Genomic DNA, 19,952 nt, shown 5'->3' on the forward strand with positions numbered 1-19,952 from the left:
TGGCTGTCGCGCGCGTCCGATCCCGCTTGCCGCGAGTCCGTCGCGGCGACGATGGCGCGCAATGGCGGACAGCGCATCGAGGCGACCCGCACGGCCGACCCGGGCGACGCAGCGCAGCGCCATTCGATGCATTCGTTCGGCGCGACCTTCGCCGAGGTCCATGTCGATCCCGATCTCGGCGAGGTGCGCGTGCAACGGATGCTCGGCAGCTTCGGCGTCGGCCGGCTGCTGAACCGCAAGACCGGCCACAGCCAGCTGATGGGCGGCATGGTCTGGGGCATCGGCCTGGCGCTGCACGAGGAATCGCTGCTCGACCCGCGCAGCGGGCGCATCGCCAACGGCAATCTGGCGGAATACCACGTGCCGGTGAACGCCGATGTGGGCCAGATCGAGGTCATGGTCGTGGACGAATTCGACCCACATATCAATGCGCTCGGCGCCAAGGGCATCGGCGAGATCGGTATCGTCGGCGCCGGCGCGGCGATCGCCAATGCGGTGTTCCATGCGACCGGCAAACGGATACGCGACCTGCCGATCACGCCGGACAAGCTGCTCTGAAGGCCGGGCGGCCGCGATTCGTTGGCAAGCCTTGTTGCGAGCCATGTTGCGAACTTTGTTGCAAGCCTTGCTACGCGCCTTATTTACAAGCCATCCCGGCAAAGTTTGCACCGTCCGTGCCCGGACCATGTCACGCGACCGCGGTGGCACCGTACTTCGGCGGTACGGATTTTGCGGCCATTGCCCATTACGTCCCTGATCGAAGGAGACCGAAATGAACGGCAACAGAGACACCGGCAACAGGAACACCGGGAATCGAGACACCAGCGGTACGCGCCAGATGTGGCCCCGGGAAACCGGCGAGGACCGCCGCGGACGCGGCACCGTGACCGGCGGCATGGAGTGGTTCCCCGAGGACCCACGCACCGGCGAGGTCGCGGAGACCTGGCGCCATCGCGGCTATGGCGGCTCGCGCGGCATGCGTGACGCCTACCACTATCGGCGCGGCGACACCGGGGCGATGGGCTCCGGCGGCGGCAGCGTCGGCTTCAACGAATTCGGCGAACGCGGCGCGAGCGGCGGCGCGGGCATGCGCGGCAGTACGGCCCCACGGCGCGCCCGCACCCTGCCCAAGGGCTATCGCCGCACCGACGAGCGCATCTGCGACGAGGTCTGCGAGCGCCTGGCCGAGGCGCGCGACCTCGACGTGTCCGAGGTCACCGTGGAGGTCGGCTCGGGCATCGTCACGCTGAGCGGTACCGTATCGGACCGCCGCGCCAAGTACCGCGTCGAGGATATCGCCGAGGAAGTGATGGGCGTGGACGAGGTCAGGAACAATATCCGCGTGCCGCGCTGACGGCGTAAGCCTTGCCGCCGTGCTGCGAGGGAGCGAGGGGCGGTGCGTTACCGCGCGGCCGCCCCCGGCTCGGCGGCACGGATCCGGCCCGCCTCGTCCCGCAACGCCTGCATGAAGGCGTGCAACACCTCGTCGTCGCCGCCCTTGCGCCATACCGCCCCGACCGGACCGAACGATTCCCGGTCGCCCAGCGGCAGGATATGCAGCAGCCCCAGCGCGGCCAGGTGCTCGGCCATCGCGGCCGAACAGACGCCGATATAGTTGGTTTCCCGCAGCACCGCCTGCATCGTGACGATGGAACCTGTCTCGACCGCCGGCCGCAGGCCGGCGGCGCCGTGCTCGAGCAGCACGGTATCGAGCCGCGTGCGCATCAGCGTCTCGCGCTGCGGCATCGCCCACGGATACGAGAACAGCTGCCCCCAACGCAGCCGTTTTGCCTGTGCCAGCGGATGGTGCGGGCCCACCACCACCGCCATCGCATCTTCGAACAGCACCTCGTGCGCCAGATGCGGACCATAGGCGCGCGCATCGATCGAGCCGACCACCAGATCGAATTCGCGTGTCTCCAGGCGCTCGAGCAGCGTATTGAACGCGCCTTCCGTGACCTGGATCGAGACATTGGGCTGGACCCGCTGGAATGCGACGATGGCCCAGGGAATCAGGTGCGCGACGCCGGCCAGCACGCTGCCCACATGCAGGCGCGCGACCGCGCCCTTGGCAATGGCGCCGAGTTCGTCGTGGGCGCGCGATACCTCGCCGAGCACGCGCACGGCCAGCCGGCGCACCGCCTCGCCGGCCGGCGTCAGCTGCAGGCGCCGGCCGCGGATCGCCAGCCTGACGCCGGCCAGTTCCTCCATTTCGCTGAGCCAGTGCGACACCGCGGACTGCGTCATATGCAGCCGCGTCGCGGCGGCCGACAGCGTGCCCGCATCGTGAAGAATCAGGAAGGACTCGAGGTGCCGCACCCGCAGTCGGCGCGCCCAGGCGATGCTGTGGTCGGATGGATCCATGAGCGAATACTAATAGATGGTTCGAAACAATTCACTAGGTGAGTTTGCGGTTGGGGCCAATAATTTCCCGGCATCCAGGCACCAGACCTGGAATTCGACGGACCTGGACACTGCCACCACCTATGAGAAAAACTTCCCTTTTCCACTTCGCTGTTCCCCTTGCGCTCGCCTTCGGCGTGGCCGCACCGAGCTACGGCTGCGGTGAGCCTGGCGCGTCGTCGCGCCCGATCCGGATGGTCGTCTCGCAGCAGGCCGGTGGCAGCACGGACACCCTGGCCCGTATGTGGGCCGAGCGCGTCGGCAAGACGCTGCAAACGCCGATCGTGGTCGAGAACCGGGCCGGCGCGGGCGGCATCATCGCGGCCAAGTACGTGCTGAGCCAGCCGGCCGACGGCTGCACGCTGTTCCTGGCGGGCGTCTCGCAGATGGTGCTGAACAAGTTCGTCTACGCGCCGCTGGCCTACAAGCCCGAATCCGATTTCGCGCCGGTGTCGATGCTGGCCACCGTGCCCTTCGTGCTGGTCGCCAATCCGCAATCCGGCCTGCGCAACTATCGCGAGCTGGTCGACGCCGCCAGGGCCAAGCCCGGCAGCATCAGCTTCGCCTCGTCCGGCAACGGCAATTCGACCCATCTGGTGGTCGAGCTGATGCAAAAGCAGCAGGGCATCCGCCTGCTGCACGTGCCGTATCGCGGCGAGCCGGATGGCGTGGTGTCGACTGTCTCCGGCGCGACGCAGGTCATGGCGCCGGTGCTGAGCACCGCGCTCCCGCAGATCAAGGCCGGCAAGCTGGTGCCGCTGATGCTGTTCGCCTCGAAGCGCGTGCCCGAGCTTCCCGACGTGCCGACCGCCGCCGAACTGGGCCTGAAGGGCTTCGAGAACATCGGCTGGAGCGGCATCGCGGCGAAGGCCGGCACGCCGGCCAACGTCATCGCGCGCCTGCATGCCGCCACGCAGACCTTCCTGGCCGAGCCGGCCGTGGTCGACAAGCTCAAGTCGATGCAGGTGCTGCCGATGCCGGGCCCGTCCGACCAGCTGATGGAACTGACCGTGCGCGATACCGCCAAGTGGCAGGGCGCGATCGGCGATCTGGACCTGAGCGCGAAGTAAGTCCAGGGTCCCGCCCATCCAGTCATCACCACGATCCCGCGCCGGCATGCGCCATCGGCATCGCCGCTGGCGCTCCCCGGCGCCAACCTATCGAGACAAGCAATGACCCGTAGTGGAATGGTGTCCTGCCCGCAGCCGGAAGCGGCGGAGTCCGGCATCGAGATCCTGCGCGCGGGCGGCAATGCGGCCGATGCCGCGGTCGCCTGCGCCCTGGCGCAAACCGTGGTCGATCCGCTGATGTGCGGCATCGCGGGCTTCGGCACCGCCGCGGTCTATATGTCCGGCAGCGTGCCCGGCAGCGGCGCGCACGAATACATCGACTTCCATGCCACCGCGCCGGCCGCCGCGCGCCCCGAAATGTGGGCCGACCTGCTGGAAGGCGAAGCGCGCGACGGCTTCGGCTTCTTCATCAAGGACCGCCTCAACGACATCGGCTATCAGTCGATCGCCACGCCGGGCACGCTGCGCGGCCTGGAGGCGCTGCATCGCAGCCACGGCCGGCTGCCGTGGAAAGAGGTGGTGCAGCCGGCGATCCAGTGGGCGCGCGACGGCTACTTCGTGCGCCCCGGCATGTATGCGTTCTGGATCGACGAGGCGACGCTGGGCCGCGCCAGCAACCGCGAGCGCCTGGCCTTCAGCGAGAGCGGGCGGCAACTGTATTGCCGCCCCGACGGTTCGCCGCATACGATCGGCACCCCGCTGAAGAACCGCGACTATGCCGACACGCTGGAGCGGATCGCATCCGGCGGCGTCGACGCGTTCTATCTGGGCGAGATCGCCGATCAGATCGTTGCCGACATGCGCGAACACGGCGCGCTGCTGTCGCGCGAGGACCTCGCCGGCTACCAGGCCGTGCGCACCGCGCCGCTGGTCGGCGGCTACCGCGACCGCCGCGTCACCACCAACCGGCCGCCCGGCGGCGGCGCGATGCTGCTGCAGATGCTGGCGATCCTCGAGCAGTTCGATCTGCGCGCAATGCGGCACAACAGCCCCGACTATATCCGCGTGGTCTGCGAGGCGATGAAGCAGGCCACCTGCGACAAGGACCGCTTCATCGGCGATCCCGCCTTCGTCGACGTGCCGCTGGACCGGCTGCTGTCGCCCGATTACGCCCGCGAGGTCGCGCAGCGCATCCGCGATGGGCAGCGCGCCGAAGTGCCGCGCGTCAATCCGGGCCACGCGGTGCCGCGCGACACCACGCATCTGTCGGTGGTGGATGGCGAAGGCAATTGCGTCGCGTTGACGCACTCGCTCGCGATGCCGTCTGGCGTGATCACGCCGGGCCTGGGCTTCATGTACAACGGCTGCATGGGCGTGTTCGATCCGCGGCCGGGACGCGCCGGCAGCATCGCGCCGGGCAAGCGCCGTTTCACCTCGTCGTGCCCGACCATCGTCTTCAAGGACGACCGGCCCGAGATCGTGCTCGGCGCGCCGGGCGGCACGCAGATCGCGATGGGCGTGCTGCAGAGCATCGTCAATGTGGTCGACTTCGACATGCCGATGCAGGCCGCCGTGTCCGCGCCGCGCTTCTCGTCGACCAGCAACGCGATCGACGTCTGCAATCGCATCCCGCGCTATATCACCCGCGAGTTGGAGCAGGACGGCTATCAGGTGATCCGCAACCCGTACAACTACACGATCGGCTGGGTGCACGCGGTGCGGATCGTGGACGGACGGCTGGAAGGCGGCGCCGATCCGGGGCGCGACGGCGTCGCGCTCGAAATCGAATTGCCGGCTGTTTAGCGAGCCCGCTTCCATGGGCGGCAGGGACGCGCCATCCTCAGAGCCTGGCCTGCTCCTGTTCCGGCCGCTGTCGGGCGCGAACGCTGGCCTGCTTGTCGGGATAACGGGCGACCAGCGCGCAGCTCGCCCAACAGAGCAGGCTCATCGACAGGGCCACGGCACCGAGTTGGCCGCCGGGCAGGAACGGTGCCGTGGCCTGTGTCGCCAGCGCGCCCACCGCCAGCAACGCCAGCACCATCAACGCCGACGCGCGCCCGAGCTGCGCGGTCGGCACCGACAGCGCCTCGCTGAACGCGGTCGGGCCGCGTATGCCCAGCACCGCGCAGAACGCCGTCCAGAAGGCCAGCAGCCACGGATAGGAAAGCCGGTCGTCCCACCATGCCGCCAGCAGCGCGGCGCACAGCAGCCCGTGCAGCAGCGCGCCAAGCTGGATGGCATGGCGCGGGCCCAGCCGGTTGCTGATCCGGCCGGCCTGGCTCGCCGCCACGATGAAGCCCGCCACGCCGCAGACCTGCGCCAGCGCGAAGCCGCTCTGGCCGGTGTTGGCCAATGCCGGAAGCACCTGCGGCGCGCTCGCGACGAAGGTGATCAGCGCGCCGAACGACAGCGCATGCGCCAGCGCCAGTCCGACGAAATGCCAGTTGCGCAGCAGCGCGCGATAGCCGACCCTTCCGCCCTCGCCCCCGCCCTCATCCCCGTCCGCGTCCCCCTGCGACGGCAGCGCGACGGGCGTGGCCCGCAGCGCGAAGGGCGCGGACGCCAGGGCGATGACGCCGATGATCGCAAAGGTCGTGCGCCAGTCCGCGATCAGCAGCAGCGCGGTACCCAGCACGGGCCCCGCTGCGGGAACGATCGCTTCGATCATCGCGATCGCCGCGATGCCGCGCACGCCGTCCTGCTCCGGCAGTGTCGCGCGCACGACGGTCGGCACCACCACGGTCGCCGCGCCCGCCGCGATGCCCTGCACCAGGCGCAGGCCCAGCAGCATCGTCAGATCGGGCGCGAGCACGCATCCGAAGCTGGTCAGGATCAGGGCCAGCAGGCCCGTCTGCACGCAGCGCCTTGGGCCGATCCTGTGCAGCAGCTCGCCCCAGACCAATTGCGAAGCGGCCAGGCCGAGCAGGAAGATCGCGATGGTCAGCTGTCCTTGCGCCACCGTGATGCCGAGATCGAGCTGCATCGTCGGCACGGCTGGCAGGTATAGATCCATCGTCAGCATGCTGGCCGCGGTGATGGTGGCCAGCGGCAGGACCGTACGCATCGATGGTTTCGACAAAGGACGACTCCTTGCAGTGGGCACGGGGCGCTAGGTCGGCCGCCGCATCACCAGATACAGTCCGGCAGCGGCAATCGCCATGCCAGGCCACGCCGCCAGCGGCACGGTTTCGCCCAGCACGGCCCAGGCGATCAGCGCGGTAGTGGGCGGCACCAGGAAGAACAGCGCCGACACGCGCGATGCCTCGCCGTGGCGGACCATCGCCAGCAGCAGCGTCATCGCGACGATCGAATTGGCGACGACCAGATAGGTCAGCGAGCCGACCAGTCCCGGGGTCCATTGCACGTGCATCGCCTCCAGCCACCACGCCAGCGGCGCGGTCACCGCAAGCCCGACCCCGTATTGCACCAGATTGGCCGTCAGCGGATGGGTGTCCCGGCCGAAGCGCTTCTCCCACAGCGTGCCGGCGGTCATCACCAGAAGGGCCAGCACCGCGAACAGCAGCGCCAGCCGCGAGGACAGGTCGATCGACGAGGTCGCGACAATCACCATCGCGGCGCCGCTCGCGCCAAGCAGCAGTCCGATCCAGCGCACCCGACCGACCCGTTCGCCGGCAATGGCGGGCGCGAGCAGGCCGACGAGGATCGGCTGCTGCGAGGTGATCAGCGCCACCGCGCCCGACGACAGTCCGTATTTCAGGCTCAGATAGGTGAACGAGAAATACCCCGCCTGCATCAGCAGGCCCACCATCGCCAGATGGCCCCATGCCGCCGGCGTGGCGGGCAGGGCTGGCCGCAGCCACAGCCACGGCAGGATCAGCAGCGCAATCACGCAGGCGTAACGCAGCGCGAGGAAGGTCAGCGGATCGGCGTAGGCGAGACCGAGCTTGAGGAAGACGAAGCCGCTCGACCACAGCAGCAGGAACAGCGCCGGCCCGACCTTCAACCATACGGGCGCGGCGCTTGCGGAGGGGGTGGGCTGGATCATGGAGGGCGGGGTGTCGGTCGCCTGGAATACTATACGAACTCGCTCCCCGGCTCCCGCCCCTGCGGCTCACCGACCAATAACAATGAAGCCCGACGCCAGACTCGTTACCGGCCCGATCGGCCGCACCCTGCTGCTGTTCTCGCTGCCGGTGCTCGGCAGCAACATCCTGCAATCGCTCAATGCGTCGATCAATTCGATCTGGGTCGGCCACTATCTCGGCGAGGCGGCGCTGACGGCGACGTCGAACGCCAATATCGTGCTGTTCTTCCTGCTCGGCGTGGTGTTCGGCATCAGCATGGCCAACACCATCATGATCGGGCAGGCCGTCGGCGCGCGCGATCTCGACGAGGCGCGGCGCGTGGTGGGCACCAGCACCACGTTCTTCGTGCTGCTGTCGGTCATCGCCGCGGCGTTGGGCTACCTGTTCACGCCGGACATCCTGAGCGCAATGGGCACGCCCGAGGATGCGCGGCCGCTGGCGATCCGCTATCTGCGGATCATCTTCCTCGCGCTGCCCTTCATGTACTTCTACAACTTCGTGATGATGACCCTGCGCGGGGCCGGTGACTCGCGCACGCCGTTCTACTTCATGCTGCTGTCGGTGGTGCTGGACGTCGCGCTGAACCCGCTGCTGATCTTCGGCCTCGGGCCAATCCCGCGCATGGACATCGCCGGCTCCGCGCTGGCCACGCTGATCGCGCAGCTGGTCAGCCTGGCCGCGATGATGTGGCTGCTCTATCGCCGCAAGCATTTCCTGACGCTGCATCGCGATCAGTTGCGCTACCTGCGGCCGGACCTCGGCATCCTGCGCTCGCTGGTAGCCAAGGGGCTGCCGATGGGCCTGCAGATGGTGGTGATCTCGTCGTCCGCGATCGTGATGATGGCGCTGGTCAACCAGTACGGCTCGCAGACCGCGGCGGCGTATGGCGTCGCCTCGCAGCTGTGGACCTACGTCCAGATGCCGGCGCTGGCGGTGGGCGCCAGCGTCTCGTCGATGGTCGCGCAGAACGTTGGCGCAGGCCGCTGGGACCGCGTCGGCCGCATTACCGGCATGGGCCTGGCCTTCAATCTGGCGATGACAGGGGCGCTGGTCGGCCTGGTCTACCTGTTCAACCGGCATTCGCTGGGCCTGTTCCTGCCGGACGATGGTGGCGCGATCGAGATCGCCCAGCACATCAACGCGATCGTGCTGTGGTCGTTCATCCTGTTCGGCTTCACCATCGTGCTGTTCGGCACCGTCCGCGCGACCGGCGCGGTGATGGCGCCGCTGGCCGTGCTGTTCGTCTCGATGTGGGTGGTGCGCCTGCCGTTCGCCTGGTGGCTCGGCCGCACGATGGGCGCGGACGCGGTCTGGTGGAGCTTCCCGCTCGGCTCGGTGGTGTCGATCACGCTGGCGGCGGCCTATTACCGCTTCGGCAACTGGCGCGCCAGCCAGATGCTGCCGGTCGCGCCGACAGCCTGCGAAGTCGTCGGGCAGGCGCCGGACACCAGCATGGGGACGCCGGCCGAGGACGCGTTGAAGCCGGCGGGGGAGACGGAAACGGTCTGACCGCTTCCCTGAATTCGTTACGGCGCGGCTAGCGAGGGCTAGCGGGACTAGCGGGGACTAGCGGGGACTAGCGGGGCGAACGGACGGCTAGCGACGGCTAGCGACGGCTAACGGGCGGCTAACGGAAGAACTCGCCCCGCATCAGGAACGTATAGTCCGCCTCGACCGCCATCAGCCAGACCAGCACCAGCAGGCACAGCGGCGGCAGCAGGATCGCGTAGACCAGCGCCAGCCGCTCCCATGCCATGTGCATGAACACGGCGACGATCAGGCCGGCCTTGGCGATCATGAAGATCAGGATCAGCGTCCAGCGCAGCGCGCCCTGCAGGTGGAAGTAGTCGACCGCGTACGACATCGCCGACAGCACGAACAGCAGCCCCCAGATCTTCAGGTAGAGGCCGATCGGATGGGCCTGGCCGCTGGCGCCGTGTCCCGAGTCGGCGGCCGGCGCGCCGCCGTGCGACGGCATCGGGGAATCGTGCAGGATGGGTTCGGACATGGCGGACCTCACCACAGGTAGAAGAACGCGAAGATGAACACCCATACCAGGTCGACGAAGTGCCAGTACAGGCCCGCGATCTCGACGATCTGGTAGTTGCCGGTGCGCTCGTAGCGGCCGCGCAGCACGCGCGTGGCGACCACCAGCAGATAGATGACGCCGCACGACACGTGCAGGCCGTGGAAGCCGGTGATCATGAAGAACGACGAGCCGAACTGCGCCGCGCCCATCGGATTGCCCCAGGGGCGCACGCCTTCCTCGATCAGCTTGGTCCATTCGAACGCCTGCATGCCGACGAAGGTGGCGCCCAGCGCGGCGGTGGCAAGCATCAGCATCGCGCAGCGGGCGCGATCACGCCGATAGGCGAAGTTGACCGCCATCGCCATGGTGCCGCTGCTGGTGATCAGCACGAACGTCATGATCGCGATCAGGATCAGCGGAATTGATTCGCCGCCGATCGTCAGCGCGAACACCTCGCTCGGATTGGGCCACGGCACCGTGGTCGTCATCCGCACCGTCATGTAGCTGATCAGGAAGCAGCTGAAGACGAAGGTGTCGGACAACAGGAAGATCCACATCATGGCCTTGCCCCACGACACCTGGAAGGCATGCCGGTCCGAACCCCAGTCGGCCAGCATGCCGCGCCAGCCGCCGTGCATGGTCGGGGTGTGGGCCGCGGTGTGGGCCACGCCATCGCCGGGGTGCAGTTGGGTCGCCATATCGCCTCCTTCGCTTGCCTGCCCGCGCCGATCTCGCGATCAGGCGGTGCCGCAGATGTAGCGCACGATTTCCGGGGTCAGCCAGCCGAGCGCGGCCAGCAGCACCAGCCAGACCGCCAGCATGAAGTGCCAGTAGCGCGCCAGCAGCCGTACGCGCAAGGCGGCGCCCGCGGGCACGCCCTGCCACGCGGCGAGCCACGCCACGAGGCCGCCGACCATATGCAGGCCATGCATCCCGGTCAGCATGTAGAAGAAGCTGCCGGCCGGATTGTTGGCGGGCAGGATGTCCGCTGCGCCGAGCGCCTGCCACGCCCACAGCTGGCTGGCGACGAAGGCGAGCGCGCCGGCCCCGCCCAGCATCAGCATGCGCCGCGCGTTCGACGGATCGCCGGCCTGCGCGGCACGAGCCGCCCGCCACATCGCCACGCTGCCGGCGACCAGCAGCGCCGTGGACAGCCACACCTGCCACGGCAGCGCGATCGGATGCCAGTCCGCCGAGTCCATGCGCAGGCCGAACGCGACCACGAACAGCGAGAACAGCGAGGTGATCACGCCCATGAAGACCCACAGCGCGACGCTGCCGGGCGTCGAACCCGAGGCGTGCTGACGCATCGCGTCGCCGCCGCGCGGGGCCGGGCCATCGTCGCCGCGCGCGACTCGGTACAGTGCTCCGGTATTCATGCGACGGCTCCCTGGCTGGCATGCGGTTCGGGTTCGGCGCCGCCGGCTTCGGGCGGTGCGTTCTGCGCGATGAAGTCCTCGCGCGCGCCGGGCACGCTATAGGCATAGGCCCAGCGATACACCACCGGCAGATGCGGGCCCCAGTTGCCGTGTTCCGGCGGCGTATGGGGCGTCTGCCATTCGAGCGACGCGGCGCGCCAAGGATTGGCGCCGGCCGGCTCGCCGCGGCGCGCGCTCCAGATCAGATTGGCGACGAACAGCAATTGCGCCGCCGCGACGACGAAGGCGGCCACCGAGATATAGGCGTTCAGCACATGCGCCGATTCGGGGATGAAGGCGTAGTTCTCGAAGGCGTAGTAGCGGCGCGGCATGCCGAGGATGCCGAGGTAATGCATCGGGAAGAAGATCGCGTAGGTGCCGACGAAGGTCACCCAGAAATGCACGCGGCCCAGCGTGTCGTTCAGCATCCGGCCGGTGACCTTCGGATACCAGTGATAGAGGCCGCCGAACACCACGAGGATCGGCGACACGCCCATCACCATATGGAAGTGGGCGACCACGAAGTAGGTGTTGGACAGCGGGATGTCGACGCTGACGTTGCCGAGGAAGAGCCCGGTCAGCCCGCCGATCAGGAAGGTGCTGATGAAGCCGATCGCGAACAGCATCGGCACCGAGAAATGGATGTCGCCGCGCCACAGCGTCAGCACCCAGTTGTAGACCTTGATCGCGGTCGGAATCGCGATGATCAGCGTGGTGGTGGCGAAGAAGAAGCCGAAGTACGGGTTCATGCCGCTGACGAACATGTGGTGGGCCCACACCACCACCGACAGCACGCCGATCGCCAGGATGGCCCACACCATCGTGCGATAGCCGAAGATGCTCTTGCGCGCGTGCACGCTGATCAGGTCCGACACGATGCCGAAGGCCGGCAGCGCGACGATATAGACCTCGGGATGGCCGAAGAACCAGAACAGGTGCTGGAACAGCAGCGGACTGCCGCCCTTGTAGTCGAGCTGCTGCCCCATCGACACCATCGACGGCATGAAGAAGCTGGTGCCGATGGTCTTGTCGAGCAGCATCATCACGCCGGAGACGAACAGCGCGGGGAACGCCAGCAGCGCGAGGATCGTCGCCATGAAGATGCCCCAGACCGCGAGCGGCATCCGCATCAGCGTCATGCCCTCGGTGCGCGCCTGCAGCACCGTGGTCACGTAGTTCAGGCCGCCCATGGTGGCCGCGACGATGAAGATCAGCAGCGAAACCAGCATCAGGATGATGCCCCACTCGTGGCCGGGCGTGCCGGCCAGGATCGCTTGCGGCGGGTACAGCGTCCAGCCCGCGCCGGTCGGTCCGCCCGGCACGAAGAAGCTGGCCAGCAGCACGATCACCGACAGCAGGTAGACCCAGAAGCTCAGCATGTTGAGGAAGGGGAATACCATGTCGCGCGCGCCGACCATCAGCGGGATCAGGTAATTGCCGAAGCCGCCGAGAAACAGCGCGGTCAGCAGGTAGATCACCATGATCATGCCGTGCATGGTCACGTACTGGTAATAGGCGTTGGCGTCGATGAAGTCGAAGCGGCCCGGAAAGCCGAGCTGCATCCGCATCAGGTTCGACAGCACGACGCCGACCAGGCCCACCACGATGGCGACGATCGTGTACTGCACCGCAATCACCTTGTGGTCCTGGCTCCAGACATAACGCGTCCAGAAGCTGGTGGGCCCGTGGTGGACGGCATCGTCGGCGTAGGCCATGGTGATCTCTCCTGCGGTCGGTGACCTGTCGTGGCGGGCCGCGTCCGGCTCGGACGCGGCGCTGCCTCTGTACTCTCTAGCGCTTCGGCGCGCCGGCGTTGTGCTGCGGTTCCGCTGCGGCTTCGCTGGTGGTTCGGCTGCGGGTTCCGCGGCGCAACGCCCGGGCTTTTCGCTACTTCCCGGCCGCCTCGCGCGGCGGCCCCGCGGTGGACCGGATGAAGGCAATCAGCGCGTTGACCTCGTCGTCGCTGAGCGGCATCTTCGGCATGATCGGCGCGAAGCCCTTGACCACGCGCTGCTGCGGCTCGCGGATCTCGGTGCGCAGATAGTCGTCGTCGACCTTGGCGCTGCTGCCGTCGGTGAACGTCGACGTATGTCCGTACAGGCCCTTCCAGGTCGGCCCGACGCTGGGCGAACCGTCCACGCTGTGGCACGCGACGCAGCCCTTGCTCTGCGCCAGCGCCCTGCCCTGTTCGGCGAGATCGGTCGCCGCCGGGCCGGGGCCGCGTGTGCCGCTCGGCTGGGTGGAAACCGTGGCCGCCGCCGCGGGCTGCCCCGCGCGCATCGCGACGAAGGTCTGCTGCTTCTGCAGCCAGGCGGTGAAGGCGGCGGGTTCGTCGACCACGACCTTGCCGCGCATGTTGTGATGGCCGACGCCGCATAGCTGCGCGCACAGCACGTCGAAGGTGCCGGCGCGCGTCGGCGTGAACCAGAACGAGGTCACCATGCCGGGCACCATGTTCATGCGGGCGCGGAATTCCGGCACATAGAAGTCGTGCAGCACGTCCTTGGAGCGCGCCAGGATCTTGACGGGCCGCCCCAGCGGCAGATGCAGCTCGGGGCCGGCAACGATGATGTCGTCCTGCCCGTTGGGGTCGTCGGGGTTGAGCCCGAGCGGATTGCCCGGGCCGACGAAGCGCGGATCGGTGGTGCCGAACTGCCCGCCCGCGCCGGGGAAGCGAAAGCCCCACGACCACTGCTGGCCGACCACCTCGACCAGCATCGCGTCGCGCGGTGGGCGCACGTAGTCGGCATAGACGAACAGGCCCGGCGCCAGCAGCGCCATGATGCCCAGCGTGGTGCCGCCGATCAGCCAGAGTTCGAGCTTGTGATTGACCGGCTGGTAGGCCGCCTGGCTGCCTTCGCGATGGCGATAGCGCCAGACCATGTAGCCGACGAACAGGTTGATGCCGATGAAGAAGGCGCCGGTGATGACGATCGTGATGGTGAGCGTGTCGTCCATCTGCTTCCAGTTGGACGCGAGCGGCGTCGCCCACCACGGGCTCAGGAAGTGGAAGAGCACCGAAGCGACAACCATGACCACGAGTGCGATGGCGAGCGCCATGTCGACCCCTCCTTCTGTGCCGCCGGCACGAGGGCTGCCCAAGTCACGCAGCTAGGATAAGACTAGTGCATCCGATCCGGTCGATTCAAGGCGATGCGGCGCGCGAGCCGTGCCGCATCGCACAAGCCACGCACAAGCACGCACAAGCACGCACGAGCGACGCAAGGCCAACGCACAGGCCACGCACCGGCGACGCATGAGCAGGGCCCGACCCGGCACAGCTGCCCATAAAAAAAACGGCGGCCGGAGCCAAACCCCGGCCGCCGCGCATTCGCCGTCGCGCCTCAGTGCGTGACGTCCTTGCTTTCCAGCTTCCAGTACGCCGCTGCCGCGCACATGCCGAACACGATGTTGCCGAACAGCGTGTGCCAGCCGCGCGCATCGGCAAACCACGGGAAGAAGCGCGTCATGCCGTAGAAGTTGATCACGTAGATCACCAGGCCGAACACCGCGCCGACCAGCAACGCCATGCCGAGGCTGGAATCGAGCTGGAACGGCGCCATGATTGCCGCCAGGATCATGCCCAGCACGGCGCCCAGCACGAAGTGGATCACCAGGGCCGCGGTGACCGTGGCCACGCTGAACATGCCGCTCTGCAGCACGTCGGGGCCCATCACGATGGCCGCGATCATCCGCGTGGTGGGCCACGGATTGGTGCCCGCGATCATGGTCGACCAGAACAGCTCGAGCACCAGCAGCAGCGCGCCAGCGGCCAGGCCGGACACCGCGGCTGCGCTCCAGTCCGGCACGCGGCGCACGTAGTGGTGCGAATGCATGTGAAGTTCCATTGCCACCTCCGTATGCTGTGACGAGACCGGGTCCCGTTCATTTGCACAGCATAGGACACGCGGCGGCCATCGGCGGGAAGGCGCGCAGCCTTCGGGTCAACCCCGAGCGGCAAAGAGCTTGGATAGTGCGCCCCGCTGCCTATACTGCAGGCATAACAGCATTCCCCACAGAGAGAGAGGAAAGGAGACCGCCATGCCGACCCTGGACATGCACGACCTCGTGTTCCTGATTCCGATGGCGCTGGTTGGGATTATCGTGATGGGCATGGTGCCCGTTGCAGCGCGGCCACTGCAGATCAGTTGCCGCACGCTCGGCGCAATCGCCGGCGCGCTGCTGGGCCTGGCCGTACTCGAAGCGATCCCGCTGCTGATCTGAGCGGACCAGCTGGCCACGGGTCCGAGCCGGTCCACCGCCGACTCGGCACTTGCCGGTGCGATGCATCGCGACCGGCAGGGAGGCTGACATGTCCCTGTTCTGGATCGCCATCCTGCTCGTTGCCGCGCTGACGTTGACGGTCGGACGCGCGCTGTGGCGCAGCATGCGGCCCGCGCGGATGCGCTGGCGCCGCTGCCGGCAGATGCGGCGGCGCGCCATGCCGACGCCGCGCAATCGGCCACATAGCCGGCCGCACGCGAACGCGCATGGGCGGCTGCACCGCGGCCTGCACCACGGCTGACCAAGCGCCTTGCGGCGCATCATTGGAGCGCGAGCCGAACGCGCGAGTCCCGCACGCGTCGATGAACGACGCGCTGCGTCAGATCTCGATCATCGCGAAATCGGCCTTCGCCACATCGCATTCCGGGCAGCGCCAATCCTCGGGAATCTCTTCCCAGCGCGTGCCGGGCGCGATGCCATCATCCGGCCAGCCCTGCTCCTCGTCGTAGACCCAACCGCAAATCAGACACACCCAAGTCTTGTAGGCGACGGTTTCCTGCTGCAAAACAAGCTCCTTTATTCAATCCGGAGCGAATCATACGCGTTTTTGCTGCGGCGCCACGATCCCAGGCCCGGTCGGATGCGCCGCGAACGGCGCTGCGCCCGACCTGGTGCCGCGAGCGCGCCGCGCTGGCATGCAGGTTGCAGCGGATCGGCGATCAAGCCTCCGATCCGAGCATTGCCGATGCCCGCCATTCCACGCGACACGCCCGGGGACCATAGCCTGGCCTTGCTGGCCGACCCCTATCGCTTCATCGCCAAACGCTGCCGCGCCCTGCAATCCGATGTCTTCGAAACCCGCGTGCTGCTGCGCCGCACGCTGTGCATGACGGGGCCCGAGGCAGCGGCGCTGTTCTACGATCCGCAGCGGTTCCAGCGTGGCGGTGCCGCGCCCGAGCCGTTGCGCGCGACGCTGTTCGGCAAGGGCGGCGTGCAGACGCTCGACGGCGACGCGCACCGGATGCGCAAGGCCCTGTTCATGCATGCGACCGCGCCCGAGCGCATCGCCTCGTTGTGCGACGCGGTCGCGCAGCAATGGCTGCTGTCTGCCCGGTCGTGGTCGGATGGCCAGCCGGTGGCGCTGTACGACGCGCTGCATCCGCTGCTGACCCGGGCCGTATGCAGCTGGGCCAGCGTGCCGCTGCGCGAGCATGAGGTCGAGCCGCGTTGCCGGCAGCTGACTGCGCTGTTCGACCAGGCGGCCGCGCCGGGGCTGGGGCATTTCCGCTCGCGGCGCGCGCGCGACCGGGTCGAGCCCTGGCTGTCGCGGCTGATCGATCAGGCGCGCGCCGGGCAGTTCGAGCTTCTCGAGCACACGCCAATGCATACGGTGGCGTGGCACCACAATGCGGATGGCCAGCTGTTGCCGCCGCGCATCGCCGCCGTGGAACTGGCGAACCTGCTGCGGCCGACCGTGGCGGTCTCGGTCTTCATCGTGTTCGTCGCGCACGCGCTGCACCTGCATCCGGCATGCCGGGAACGTTTGCAGCAAGGCGACCCGGCTTATCTCGATGCCTTCGTGCAGGAGGTGCGCCGCTGGTATCCGTTCTTTCCGGCGGTGGTGGCGCGCGTGCGCGAGGACTTCGAATGGAAGGGTTACCGCTTTCCGCGCGGGCGGCGCGTGATGCTGGACCTGTATGGCACCAACCGCGATCCGCGCAGCTGGGACGAGCCCGAGGCCTTCGCGCCCGAACGGTTCCTGGCCCGCGCGCCCCCGCCGTTCGGCTTCATCCCGCAGGGCGGCGCGCAGGCCGCCGATCATCATCGCTGTCCCGGCGAGGGAATCACCGTGGCGCTGATGAAGCAGGCGGTCCTGTTCCTGCTGCGCGGGCTGCGCTACAGCGTGCCGGAACAGGACCTGGCGCTCGACTTCGCCCGCCTGCCGGCGCTGCCGCGCGACCGCATGGTGATTCGCGACGTGCGGCTGGTGCACCGGCGCGCCGGCGCCACTACTGCCGGATCGTGAAGTCGACGCGGTTCGGCGAGCCCTTGTCCTTGATGCCCTCGGTATCGAGCTTCGGCGCGGTCAGGAACAGGCGCGCTTCGGGCACCTTGCCCTCGCGCTCCAGCGCCTGCTTGACCGCCAGCGCGCGGCGCTCGGCCAACTGGCGCAGGCCTCCATCGGTCACCGGCGCGTTCTGCAGCAGCAGCGCCTCCATCTCGGCGGTCGGCAGCGACTTGGCCATGCCGATCAGGTTGCGCGGCTTCTTGATCGACGAGCGCCGGTAGACCGCCTCCAGATACTTCGGATACTCCTGCGGGCTGACCGTGACCTTGGCGCCCTGCTCGTCGTCCCCGTCGTCGGTCGCGCGCTGCTCGCGCGCGGACTGCCGCAGTTCGCGCAGCTTCTGCTCGGCGACCTGTTCGTCGAGCCAGGCGCGGCGCGCGCCGGCGGCGTCGGTGGCCGGGTCGATGCGGCCGGTGATCTCCAGCCGCAGGCCCGGCCGATCGTTCAGCGCCTTGCCCAGCGTCTCGACCTTCTTGCGCCCCGCGTCGGTCAGGTTCGCCGAACCGGGGGCAAACTCGACGTAGCCCAGCTCGTCGCCGCCACCGAAGGCCGAGGCGATCAGCGAAAACGGCGAGGTGATGGCCTTGGTCAGCAGATTGACGATCACGCGCACGATCACGCCGCCGATGCTGAACTCGGGGTCCGACAGCGAGCCCGATACCGGCAGGTTGACGTCGATCACGCCATTGCGGTCCTTCAGCAGCGACACCGCCAGCAGCACCGGCAGCTTGGTCGCGGTGGGGCTGTCGACCTTGTCGCCGAACGTCAGCTGGTCCAGGAACAGGTGGTTGCTGGCGTTCAGATGGCCGTTCTCGATCTTGTAGGCAACATCGACCGTCATCTTGCCCTTGGTGATCGGATAGCCGGCGTACTTGGTCGCATACGGCGTCAGGCGCGTCAGCTCGACGCCAGCCGCCTTGGCCGCGATATCGAGATAGAGCTGCTCGCCGAGCGGGTTCAGCTTGCCGCTGATCGTCACCGGGGCATCGTCGTCGAGCCGGCCCTCGAGCACCAGGTCGGCGGGCGCCGGATCGCCGGTCGACACCTTCGAGATCGAGCCGTGCATGCCGGTCAGGTTGGCCGTGTAGTTCGGCTTGACGAAGAAGTCGGAGAAGTTGATGTTGCCCTTGTCGATCTTGATGCCGCCGATACGGATCTGCGGACCGGCCGCGGTGCCCTTGGTGGAGCCCGCCGCCGGCGCGGAGGGGCTGGCGGCCACCGTCGCCGATGCGGACGCAGCCTCGGGCGCGCTGGCCGGTGCCGGCGCGGTATTGGCCTGCGTCAGGCTGGTGGTCGGCGCCGGCTGGCCCTGCTGCGCGCCGCCCGAGACCACGTCCTGCAGATTCAGCCGGCCGTTCGCGTTCAGGATCACGCGCGCATAGAAGTCGTTCAGCGCGATCTGGCCCAGCGCCAGCCGCAACGGCCCCTTGCTGTCGTCCATCTGGAAGTCGATGCCGCTCAGGCCCAGCGAGCGCCAGCGGATGAAGTCCTCGCCGTTCAGGCGATCGACCGTGCGCACATTGCTCAGCTGCGCGGTGCCGGCGAAGGTTGCGGCGAGCGGCTTGCCGGTGGGCACCGCGACGGAGAGCCGGCCATTGACGGTGGCATTGCCGGCCCGCAGCGCCGCGTTGAAGCGGTCGGCCAGATAGGGCTGGAACGGCGTCAGGTCCCACTGCCGCGCATCGACGCGCATCTGCAGCGCCGGCTGCGTCGGCTGCACGGTACCGTCGAGCGACAGCACGCCGCGGCGGCCCGATTCGGCCTTGGCCTTCAGCGCGATCGGCGTGGCGGGCAGCGGCCAGCGGACGGCGCCGGTCTTGACGTCGATGCCGCGCAGCTGGTGGACCACGGGGCGGTTGCCGTTGGCGGCGGCCGGCTGGTAGTCGGTCAGGCGCAGCTTGCCGCCCTCGATCGCCACGCTGCCCACCTCGACCTGCCACGGTTTGGCGGGCGCCGTGGCGGCGTTCGTGCGCGGAGCAGCGGATTGGGCAGCGGATTTGCCCGCGGATTGGGCCACCTTCGCACTGGCGGCGCGCGACTGCGCCACCCAGATGCGGGAGGCCTCGACCAGCTCGCCGCGCTGATCGCGCACGGCGGCGAATTGCGGGTTGCTCAGGCCGATCTGCGCGACCTGCAGCGACTGCGCGGCCAGATCGAAGCGCAGGCCGTCCAGCGTCAGCTTGTCGGCGCTGAGCAGCGGCAGCTTGTCCCCGACCAGGTCGCCGCGCTGGCGCGCGCGCTGCTCGCGCCGTTTCGCCACGGCATCGTCGGAGGGCGCGGCGGCCCGCGGCGCAGTGGCCGGATCGCGCAGCGCGACATGGACGCCGCTCATGGCGACGCGCGAATTGTCCAGCGACAGCGTGAAGGCCGGCGCAGCCCACGACATCCGGTAGTTCAGCTCGGCATCGACCGCCGACTGCCCCAGCTGGACGCGCAGTTCGCCCGGGAACCAGGCGGCGAAGGTCTGCGGCCGCAGACCATTGGCGCGCAGGGTGCCGGCCAGCGTGGCGTCGCGCAGCGACAGCGCGCCCTCGTGCGCGATGGTCTGGCCGTCGGCGACCACCAGCGTGGCGTCGAGCTTGGCCGGCTTGTCGCTGTCGCCGGACAAGCCGTCGACCTGCACGTCGATCGGACCGAGCGCCAGCGTGCCGGGGCCGGAGAACGCCGCCTCGTCGCGCAGCGCCACGCGGGCCTGCTTCAGCGCGACGCGGTCGATGGTGTAGCGCCAGGGCTTGGCATCGCCGGCGGGCTGTC

The 19,952-nt window shown here is 68.5% G+C and carries 19 protein-coding genes; 8 read left to right on the forward strand and 11 right to left on the reverse strand.

Features of this window, described 5'->3' with window-relative positions:
• Both AC6EI8_RS13450 and AC6EI8_RS13455 read left to right on the forward strand, forming a co-directional pair.
• Window positions 1–558, forward strand: a 558-nt coding sequence (locus AC6EI8_RS13450; protein ID WP_498382164.1) for a xanthine dehydrogenase family protein molybdopterin-binding subunit, incomplete at its 5' end; no start/stop codon positions are given.
• A gap of 214 nt (window positions 559–772) precedes the next feature.
• Window positions 773–1,354 carry a BON domain-containing protein gene (locus tag AC6EI8_RS13455; RefSeq protein WP_265633562.1) on the forward strand — a complete coding sequence of 194 codons (582 nt, stop codon included), beginning with the start codon at window positions 773–775 and terminating at the stop codon, window positions 1,352–1,354.
• A 47-nt stretch (window positions 1,355–1,401) separates the two neighbouring features.
• Here AC6EI8_RS13455 and AC6EI8_RS13460 read toward each other — a convergent pair whose 3' ends face one another.
• Window positions 1,402–2,364: a LysR family transcriptional regulator gene (locus AC6EI8_RS13460; RefSeq protein WP_498382165.1), complete on the reverse strand. Its 963-nt coding sequence runs from the start codon at window positions 2,362–2,364 to the stop codon at window positions 1,402–1,404.
• Between the two features lie 122 nt (window positions 2,365–2,486).
• Here AC6EI8_RS13460 and AC6EI8_RS13465 point away from each other — a divergent pair, with 122 nt between their 5' ends.
• Together AC6EI8_RS13465 and ggt are read left to right on the forward strand one after the other, a co-directional pair.
• Complete coding sequence (locus AC6EI8_RS13465; RefSeq protein WP_226106750.1) at window positions 2,487–3,473, forward strand: Bug family tripartite tricarboxylate transporter substrate binding protein; 987 nt, start codon at window positions 2,487–2,489, stop codon at window positions 3,471–3,473.
• Between the two features lie 102 nt (window positions 3,474–3,575).
• The gene (ggt, locus tag AC6EI8_RS13470) at window positions 3,576–5,216 is read left to right on the forward strand and encodes a gamma-glutamyltransferase (RefSeq protein WP_498382166.1); all 1,641 of its coding nucleotides are present in this window, start codon (window positions 3,576–3,578) and stop codon (window positions 5,214–5,216) included.
• 37 nt (window positions 5,217–5,253) lie between these two features.
• Here ggt and AC6EI8_RS13475 read toward each other — a convergent pair whose 3' ends face one another.
• Together AC6EI8_RS13475 and AC6EI8_RS13480 are read right to left on the reverse strand one after the other, a co-directional pair.
• Window positions 5,254–6,477, reverse strand: a complete 1,224-nt coding sequence (locus tag AC6EI8_RS13475) for an MFS transporter (RefSeq protein WP_226106752.1) — start codon at window positions 6,475–6,477, stop codon at window positions 5,254–5,256.
• Between the two features lie 45 nt (window positions 6,478–6,522).
• On the reverse strand, window positions 6,523–7,419 hold the full coding sequence (locus AC6EI8_RS13480; protein WP_265633558.1) for a DMT family transporter: 897 nt from the start codon (window positions 7,417–7,419) through the stop codon (window positions 6,523–6,525).
• Window positions 7,420–7,501: 82 nt separating this feature from the next.
• On the opposite strand from AC6EI8_RS13480, the gene AC6EI8_RS13485 reads away from it, so the two are divergent.
• Entirely contained in the window at window positions 7,502–8,968 is a 1,467-nt protein-coding gene (locus tag AC6EI8_RS13485) for an MATE family efflux transporter (RefSeq protein WP_226106754.1), read from the forward strand.
• 118 nt (window positions 8,969–9,086) lie between these two features.
• Here the strand turns inward: AC6EI8_RS13485 and AC6EI8_RS13490 are convergent, their stop codons facing one another.
• The 6 genes from AC6EI8_RS13490 to AC6EI8_RS13515 form a co-directional block, all read right to left on the reverse strand.
• Window positions 9,087–9,437 (reverse strand): cytochrome C oxidase subunit IV family protein, encoded by a 351-nt coding sequence (locus AC6EI8_RS13490; RefSeq protein WP_149318677.1) that lies wholly within the window; start codon window positions 9,435–9,437, stop codon window positions 9,087–9,089.
• Between the two features lie 38 nt (window positions 9,438–9,475).
• The gene (locus AC6EI8_RS13495) at window positions 9,476–10,186 is read right to left on the reverse strand and encodes a heme-copper oxidase subunit III family protein (protein ID WP_498382167.1); all 711 of its coding nucleotides are present in this window, start codon (window positions 10,184–10,186) and stop codon (window positions 9,476–9,478) included.
• A 39-nt stretch (window positions 10,187–10,225) separates the two neighbouring features.
• Entirely contained in the window at window positions 10,226–10,867 is a 642-nt protein-coding gene (locus AC6EI8_RS13500; protein ID WP_226106755.1) for a cytochrome c oxidase subunit 3, read from the reverse strand.
• Window positions 10,864–12,621, reverse strand: a complete 1,758-nt coding sequence (gene ctaD / locus AC6EI8_RS13505; RefSeq protein ID WP_149318426.1) for a cytochrome c oxidase subunit I — start codon at window positions 12,619–12,621, stop codon at window positions 10,864–10,866. Before ctaD ends, AC6EI8_RS13500 begins: the two co-directional genes overlap by 4 nt.
• Window positions 12,622–12,793: 172 nt before the next feature.
• The gene (locus tag AC6EI8_RS13510) at window positions 12,794–13,966 is read right to left on the reverse strand and encodes a c-type cytochrome (RefSeq protein ID WP_149318427.1); all 1,173 of its coding nucleotides are present in this window, start codon (window positions 13,964–13,966) and stop codon (window positions 12,794–12,796) included.
• A gap of 284 nt (window positions 13,967–14,250) precedes the next feature.
• Window positions 14,251–14,754 (reverse strand): sodium/proton-translocating pyrophosphatase, encoded by a 504-nt coding sequence (locus tag AC6EI8_RS13515; protein ID WP_149318428.1) that lies wholly within the window; start codon window positions 14,752–14,754, stop codon window positions 14,251–14,253.
• Between the two features lie 193 nt (window positions 14,755–14,947).
• Between AC6EI8_RS13515 and AC6EI8_RS13520 the strand changes: the two genes are divergently transcribed.
• Window positions 14,948–15,130, forward strand: coding sequence for a hypothetical protein (locus AC6EI8_RS13520; RefSeq protein ID WP_006578697.1), 183 nt, complete (start codon window positions 14,948–14,950; stop codon window positions 15,128–15,130).
• A gap of 88 nt (window positions 15,131–15,218) precedes the next feature.
• Window positions 15,219–15,431 (forward strand): hypothetical protein, encoded by a 213-nt coding sequence (locus AC6EI8_RS13525; protein WP_149318429.1) that lies wholly within the window; start codon window positions 15,219–15,221, stop codon window positions 15,429–15,431.
• A 78-nt stretch (window positions 15,432–15,509) separates the two neighbouring features.
• Here AC6EI8_RS13525 and AC6EI8_RS13530 read toward each other — a convergent pair whose 3' ends face one another.
• Window positions 15,510–15,695, reverse strand: coding sequence for a rubredoxin (locus tag AC6EI8_RS13530; protein ID WP_149318430.1), 186 nt, complete (start codon window positions 15,693–15,695; stop codon window positions 15,510–15,512).
• Between the two features lie 180 nt (window positions 15,696–15,875).
• Between AC6EI8_RS13530 and AC6EI8_RS13535 the strand changes: the two genes are divergently transcribed.
• Entirely contained in the window at window positions 15,876–17,156 is a 1,281-nt protein-coding gene (locus AC6EI8_RS13535) for a cytochrome P450 (protein ID WP_498382168.1), read from the forward strand.
• Here AC6EI8_RS13535 and AC6EI8_RS13540 read toward each other — a convergent pair.
• A partial coding sequence (locus AC6EI8_RS13540) for a DUF748 domain-containing protein (protein WP_498382169.1) occupies window positions 17,140–19,952 on the reverse strand: 2,813 nt, incomplete at its 5' end. The genes AC6EI8_RS13535 and AC6EI8_RS13540 overlap by 17 nt on opposite strands.

It is taken from the genome of Cupriavidus sp. R6-3 (assembly GCF_059772245.1).